Source organism: Kitasatospora sp. A2-31 (assembly GCF_022288725.1).
Taxonomy (GTDB): Bacteria; Actinomycetota; Actinomycetes; order Streptomycetales; family Streptomycetaceae; genus Kitasatospora.
The window spans coordinates 1-1779 of record NZ_JAKNTA010000123.1 but is presented as its reverse complement, the minus strand read 5'-3'; the positions used below and the strand labels follow the sequence as shown (position 1 = coordinate 1779).

Genomic DNA, 1779 nt, shown 5'->3' with positions numbered 1-1779 from the left:
CCGCCCTTGGTGTTGATGTCCTTGCCGATCGCCTCGGCGAGAGCGGTCATGCCGGGCCGGTCGGCGCTGCCCGTGCCGGACGGTGCCCAGGTCATGACGGTGAGGTCACCGCTCTTGGTGGCGGCATCGGCCGGTCCGCCGCACGCGGAGGCCGAGAAGAGGGTCGGGAACAGGGCCGCGGCGGCGGCGACTGCGGCGATCGGGCGGCGACGCTGCCGCTCGGTGATCGTGCTGTGATCCTGGGACGGGCCCCTTCGGCTGCTCATCGGTCTTCCCTCCTGAGGCTGCTGCGGCGCACCGGGAACAGCCAAGCCCCGGTGCCGCAAGCCGAGAGGACCGCTCGGCGAACGGTTCACCAACGGAAGTCGAAATCCAGGGTCGGACGCGTGTAGATGCGGAGTGGAGCACGAACGGTGGGGGAACGTACGATCGTCAGCCATGTCCGCCAGCACAGATTCTTCGTATCGGTCTGCCCGAAACCCTTCTCGTCCGGGCCACCGCTCCAGCACGATGGGCGGCATGCCGCTCAACGACCTGCCCTGGTGGCGCTGGCGAGCCCGTCTCCGCTCGGCGCTCCACATGCTGTCCGACCCCGGGTTCCAGCAGGAGACCTGGTTGTCCGGCCGTGCGGGCTTCGGCGACGTGACCGACGCCGTCTACCGCCTGGTGGAGGACACCTGGCTGGACCGCTGGTCGGCCGAGAAGTACGTCGGGACGATCTTCCGCGACTCGGCCGAGGCCGCGGTGGTGGACGTCGCGGTGCTCCGGGTGGTCCGGATCCTGCACGAGGTCGGTGCCGACGCCCCGGCCTCCGCCTACCTCGGACACCACGGCTGGCCGGAGGCGGTCCGGGCCGCCCGCGAGGCGCACGTCAAGCTCGCGACCAACGACGGTGAGGACCCGGACGCCCCGCCGCGCTCGCTGGACGTGCTGCGGATCCTGACCTCGTCCTGACGTCCCGCGGTGAGCCGGGCCGTCCCGCAGTACGGGCAGCGGGGCGGCTGCCGTCCAGGATGTGACACGCTGGACCACTCACCGACGGCACGACCTCAGGACGGGATACCCCCCACGTGGAACAGCAGACGGCCAGCGCCCAGTACGTCCTCACGCTGTCCTGCCCCGACAAGCAGGGCATCGTCCACGCGGTCTCCAGCTACCTCTTCATGACCGGCTGCAACATCATCGACAGCCAGCAGTTCGGTGACCGGGACAGCGGGCTGTTCTTCATGCGGGTGCACTTCTCCGCCGTCGAGGAGATCACCGCCGACAAGCTGCGGGCCAGCTTCGCCGCGATCGGGGCCTCGTTCGGGATGGACTGGCAGATCCACCCGACCGCGGAGCGGATGCGGATCGTCCTGATGGTCAGCAAGTTCGGGCACTGCCTGAACGACCTGCTGTTCCGCACCCGGATCGGTGCGCTGCCGGTGGAGATCGCCGCGGTGGTCTCCAACCACACCGACTTCCGGGACCTCACCGAGGGCTACGGGATCCCGTTCCACCACATCCCGGTCACCCGGGACACCAAGGCCGAGGCCGAGCAGCAGCTGCTGGACCTGGTCGCCAAGGAGAACGTCGAGCTGGTCGTGCTGGCCCGCTACATGCAGGTGCTCTCGGACGAGCTCTGCACGGCGCTGTCCGGCCGGGTGATCAACATCCACCACTCCTTCCTGCCGAGCTTCAAGGGCGCCAAGCCGTACCACCAGGCGCACGCCCGCGGCGTGAAGCTGATCGGCGCCACGGCGCACTACGTCACCGCCGACCTGGACGAGGGCCCGATCA

The 1779-nt window shown here is 69.5% G+C and carries 2 protein-coding genes and 1 pseudogene; 2 read left to right on the top strand and 1 reads right to left on the bottom strand.

The features are described from left to right. A pseudogene (locus tag MCM47_RS40090) lies at positions 1-266 on the bottom strand (hypothetical protein); the annotation flags it as partial. Between the two features lie 172 nt (positions 267-438). On the opposite strand from MCM47_RS40090, the gene MCM47_RS40085 reads away from it, so the two are divergent. Together MCM47_RS40085 and MCM47_RS40080 are read left to right on the top strand one after the other, a co-directional pair. Next, positions 439-954 carry a hypothetical protein gene (locus MCM47_RS40085; RefSeq protein ID WP_238951242.1) on the top strand — a complete coding sequence of 172 codons (516 nt, stop codon included), beginning with the start codon at positions 439-441 and terminating at the stop codon, positions 952-954. Between the two features lie 116 nt (positions 955-1070). Beyond that, positions 1071-1779, top strand: a 709-nt coding sequence (locus tag MCM47_RS40080) for a formyltetrahydrofolate deformylase (protein ID WP_238951766.1), incomplete at its 3' end; no start/stop codon positions are given.

Coding starts and splice junctions, on each gene's coding strand:
- MCM47_RS40085 (WP_238951242.1), top strand. CDS start 439: ATGTCCGCCAGCACAGATTCTTCGTATCGGTCTGCCCGAAACCCTTCT.